2 rRNA genes are annotated in these 5,532 nt (G+C 55.1%); both read right to left on the minus strand.

Going from position 1 to position 5,532, the window contains the following annotated elements:
• Positions 1-72 precede the first annotated feature (72 nt).
• Positions 73-3,165 (minus strand): 23S ribosomal RNA (locus ABZZ22_RS26620).
• Positions 3,166-3,714: 549 nt separating this feature from the next.
• Positions 3,715-5,229 (minus strand): 16S ribosomal RNA (locus ABZZ22_RS26625).
• Together the 16S and 23S rRNA genes form the textbook arrangement of a ribosomal RNA operon.
• Between the last annotated feature and the right edge of the window lie 303 nt (positions 5,230-5,532).

Genomic DNA, 5,532 nt, shown 5'->3' on the forward strand with positions numbered 1-5,532 from the left:
AGTTGGTTCGTGGACGCGAACAGTCTCATCAAAGGTGTCTTCGATGGTTGTTGTTTTTGTTGAGGGTTTATGAAAGATAAGCCCTCGGCCTATTAGTACCGGTCGGCTGGGCATCACTGCTGTACACCTCCGGCCTATCAACCCCATGGTCTGTAGGGGGCCTTAACCCATATAGGGTGGGAAACCTCATCTTGAAACGTGCTTCCCGCTTAGATGCGTTCAGCGGTTATCACTTCCGAACGTAGCCAACCAGCCATGCACCTGGCGGTACAACTGGCACACCAGAGGTTCGTCCATCCCGGTCCTCTCGTACTAGGGACAGCATTTCTCAAGTTTCCTACGCGCGCGGCGGATAGGGACCGAACTGTCTCACGACGTTCTAAACCCAGCTCGCGTGCCGCTTTAATGGGCGAACAGCCCAACCCTTGGGACCTACTCCAGCCCCAGGATGCGACGAGCCGACATCGAGGTGCCAAACCATCCCGTCGATATGGACTCTTGGGGAAGATCAGCCTGTTATCCCCGGGGTACCTTTTATCCGTTGAGTGACCACGCTTCCACATGCCGTGGCCAGATCACTAGTTCCGACTTTCGTCCCTGCTCGACATGTCTGTCTCACAGTCAAGCTCCCTTGTGCACTTACACTCGCCACCTGATTGCCAACCAGGCTGAGGGAACCTTTGAGCGCCTCCGTTACACTTTAGGAGGCAACCGCCCCAGTTAAACTACCCATCAGGCACTGTCCCTGAACCAGATCATGGTCCGAAGTTAGACATCTAGTACGACCAGAGTGGTATTTCAACGTTGACTCCACACACACTGGCGTGTGCGCTTCACAGTCTCCCACCTATCCTACACAAGCCGAACCAAACACCAATACCAAACTATAGTAAAGGTCCCGGGGTCTTTCCGTCCTGCCGCGCGTAACGAGCATCTTTACTCGTAGTGCAATTTCGCCGAGTCCACGGTTGAGACAGCGCCCAAGTCGTTACTCCATTCGTGCAGGTCGGAACTTACCCGACAAGGAATTTCGCTACCTTAGGATGGTTATAGTTACCACCGCCGTTTACTGGGGCTTAAATTCTGAGCTTCGCCGTGAGGCTAACCCGTCCTCTTAACCTTCCAGCACCGGGCAGGAGTCAGTCCGTATACATCGTCTTACAACTTCGCACGGACCTGTGTTTTTAGTAAACAGTCGCTTGGGCCTGGTCTCTGCGGCCTTTCACGCTTCCCCCAGCTAGTGGGTTCACGATCCAGGCCCCCCTTCTCCCGAAGTTACGGGGGCATTTTGCCGAGTTCCTTAACCATGGTTCGCTCGATCGCCTTGGTATTCTCTACCTGATCACCTGAGTCGGTTTGGGGTACGGGCGGCTCATGACTCGCTAGAGGTTTTTCTTGACAGCATAGGATCATCGACTTCGCCTAATGGCTCCCCATCACATCTCAGACATACAGAGCCCGGATTTGCCTAGACTCAGTCCTACATGCTTGGCCGGCGACTACCATCGCGCCGGATCGACTGCCTTCCTGCGTCACCCCATCACTTGACTACTACACACTTGGGTCCCATGTTCCACACACACGCCTCACCCCGAAGGGATCGGTCACGCATGCTTCAGATGGTTAGCATCATGCGCCTCATCATGGGCGTCACTTCGCCGGTACGGGAATATCAACCCGTTGTCCATCGACTACGCCTGTCGGCCTCGCCTTAGGTCCCGACTTACCCAGGGCAGATTAGCTTGACCCTGGAACCCTTGATCATTCGGCGGATGTGTTTCTCACACATCATTCGCTACTCATGCCTGCATTCTCACTCGCGTAACCTCCACCGCTGGATCACTCCGCTGCTTCACTGGTTACACGACGCTCCCCTACCCACCCCGGAAAACCGGAGTGCCATAGCTTCGGCGGATAACTTGAGCCCCGCTACATTGTCGGCGCGGAATCACTTGACCAGTGAGCTATTACGCACTCTTTCAAGGGTGGCTGCTTCCAAGCCAACCTCCTGGTTGTCACTGCGACTCCACATCCTTTTCCACTTAGTTACCGCTTAGGGGCCTTAGCTGATGGTCTGGGCTGTTTCCCTCTCGACAATGGAGCTTATCCCCCACTGTCTCACTGCTGCGCTCTCACTTACCGGCATTCGGAGTTTGGCTAACGTCAGTAACCTGGTCGGGCCCATCGGCTATCCAGTGCTCTACCTCCGGCAAGAAACACGCAACGCTGCACCTAAATGCATTTCGGGGAGAACCAGCTATCACGAAGTTTGATTGGCCTTTCACCCCTAACCACAGGTCATCCCCTCCATTTTCAACTGAAGTGGGTTCGGTCCTCCACGCCGTCTTACCGGCGCTTCAACCTGCCCATGGCTAGATCACTTCGCTTCGGGTCTAGAGCGCGCGACTCAATCGCCCTATTAGGACTCGCTTTCGCTACGGCTTCCCCACACGGGTTAACCTTGCCACACACCGCTAACTCGCAGGCTCATTCTTCAAAAGGCACGCCATCACCCCCACTGCTGTAAACAGCCGGCCGGGCTCTGACGGATTGTAGGCACACGGTTTCAGGTACTATTTCACTCCCCGCCAGGGGTACTTTTCACCTTTCCCTCACGGTACTTGTCCGCTATCGGTCATCAAGAAGTATTTAGGCTTAGCGGGTGGTCCCGCCAGATTCACACGACATTCCACGAGTGTCGTCCTACTTGGGAAGTACATCAACCCAGCCAAACACATACGACTACAGGGCTATCACCCGCTACGGCCCAGCTTCCCAACTGGTTCGTCTTCATGTTTGGTTTCTTACTGAGCTCACCGCCGGCAGACGATGAAAGACATATCCCACAACCCCGACTACCCAACAACTGCCGTCTATCACAGGTAACCGGTTTGGCCTCATCCGATTTCGCTCGCCACTACTCTCGGAATCACTATTGTTTTCTCTTCCTACGGGTACTGAGATGTTTCACTTCCCCGCGTTCCCTCCACACGCCCTATAGATTCAGGCGCGGGTAACACGACATGACTCGTGCTGGGTTTCCCCATTCGGACACCCCCGGATCAACGCTCGGTTGCCAACTCCCCAGGGCTTATCGCAGGCTCCAACGTCCTTCTTCGGCTCTTGATGCCAAGGCATCCACCATGTGCCCTTCATAGCTTATCTCTCACAAACACTCAACAAAAACAACAAACAACAACAACACACATCACTGCGATTGCCGCGCTTGTCTGCGCTACGAAGACCACGCACACACCAACACCCCGAACCCAACCCGAATCACCAACCGAATCCTCGGCCAACTCATCAAGAGGCTCAAAGCGCCTACAAGGTGTGTGCATTCTTATTAAACAAGATGCTCGCGTCCACTATCCAACTATCAACTCCAACCAGACAACCCACAGGTCACCTCGGCCGGCCAGCCCGCACAACCCCATCCAGCGCTCATACCGAGCATCCTTCAGGCGAAGGGGGCGAAGAGACAACCACTCAACATCTGCTCTGCGAGCAGACCCGTGTGATTCCTCAGGGCCCAACAGTGTGTCAAGACCAACCAGTTCCGGGAAGCTTCAGGTTCCACGCCCCTGCCGAAGCAGGAACAGTACTGAGAAGCGACCAGTCACCGACCAGTCGTTCATCGACGATTCCACTAGCGAGTAGCACCATCACCACACAACCGAATGCTGTGTGAATTCATGGCCACTTACTCCTTAGAAAGGAGGTGATCCAGCCGCACCTTCCGGTACGGCTACCTTGTTACGACTTCGTCCCAATCGCCAGCCCCACCTTCGACAGCTCCCCCTCTTACGAGTTGGGCCACTGGCTTCGGGTGTTGCCGACTTTCGTGACGTGACGGGCGGTGTGTACAAGGCCCGGGAACGTATTCACCGCAGCGTTGCTGATCTGCGATTACTAGCGACTCCGACTTCATGGGGTCGAGTTGCAGACCCCAATCCGAACTGAGACCGGCTTTTTGGGATTCGCTCACCCTCACGGGATCGCAGCCCTTTGTACCGGCCATTGTAGCATGCGTGAAGCCCTGGACATAAGGGGCATGATGACTTGACGTCATCCCCACCTTCCTCCGAGTTGACCCCGGCAGTCTCCTATGAGTCCCCAACCGAATTGCTGGCAACATAGGACGAGGGTTGCGCTCGTTGCGGGACTTAACCCAACATCTCACGACACGAGCTGACGACAGCCATGCACCACCTGTACACCGACTAAAAGGGGCTACATCTCTGCAGCTTTCCGGTGTATGTCAAACCCAGGTAAGGTTCTTCGCGTTGCATCGAATTAATCCGCATGCTCCGCCGCTTGTGCGGGCCCCCGTCAATTCCTTTGAGTTTTAGCCTTGCGGCCGTACTCCCCAGGCGGGGCGCTTAATGCGTTAGCTGCGGCACGGAACACGTGGAATGTGTCCCACACCTAGCGCCCAACGTTTACGGTGTGGACTACCAGGGTATCTAATCCTGTTCGCTCCCCACACTTTCGCTCCTCAGCGTCAGGATACTCCCAGAGAACCGCCTTCGCCACCGGTGTTCCTCCTGATATCTGCGCATTTCACCGCTACACCAGGAATTCCATTCTCCCCTGAGTACCTCTAGTCTGCCCGTATCGGAAGCAGGCCAGGTGTTAAGCACCTGGTTTTCACTCCCGACGCGACAGACCGCCTACGAGCCCTTTACGCCCAATAATTCCGGACAACGCTCGGACCCTACGTATTACCGCGGCTGCTGGCACGTAGTTGGCCGGTCCTTCTTCTGCACATACCGTCACTTTCGCTTCGTCTGTGCTGAAAGAGGTTTACAACCCGAAGGCCGTCATCCCTCACGCGGCGTTGCTGGATCAGGCTTCCGCCCATTGTCCAATATTCCCCACTGCTGCCTCCCGTAGGAGTCTGGGCCGTGTCTCAGTCCCAGTGTGGCCGGTCACCCTCTCAGGCCGGCTACCCGTCGAAGCCTTGGTGAGCCATTACCTCACCAACAAGCTGATAGGCCGCGAGCACATCCCAGGCCGAAAAACTTTCCACAACCAGATCATGCAATCGGTTGTCGTATCCGGTATTAATCACCGTTTCCGGTGGCTATCCCAGAGCCTGGGGCAGATTACTCACGTGTTACTCACCCGTTCGCCGCTCGAGTACCCCGAAGGGCCTTTCCGCTCGACTTGCATGTGTTAAGCACGCCGCCAGCGTTCGTCCTGAGCCAGGATCAAACTCTCCGTTGAAAAACAACACCAAACCATCTTGCGATGACCTGGAAAAAGAGATGCCCTGACAGGAGACACTGACATGTACCAACCCCCGAAAGGATTGGATTAATTGCCAGAATCAATTGTCAAAGAAACCATCAACCAAACACCCTGCTAGAGGATGTGGTCGACGGGGCATAACAAACTAATTCGTCGACTATGACACACTGTTGAGTTCTCAAGAATCACACGCACACCAGTAAGCTTCGGAACTTCAGTTCCTGACCAGTCTGGTGACTGCTTTATTCGCTTTGTTCTTCGTGCTGAACCTTATCAGGC

Origin of the sequence: Nocardioides sp. NPDC006273 (assembly GCF_040613495.1) — a bacterium.
GTDB lineage: Bacteria > Actinomycetota > Actinomycetes > Propionibacteriales > Nocardioidaceae > Nocardioides.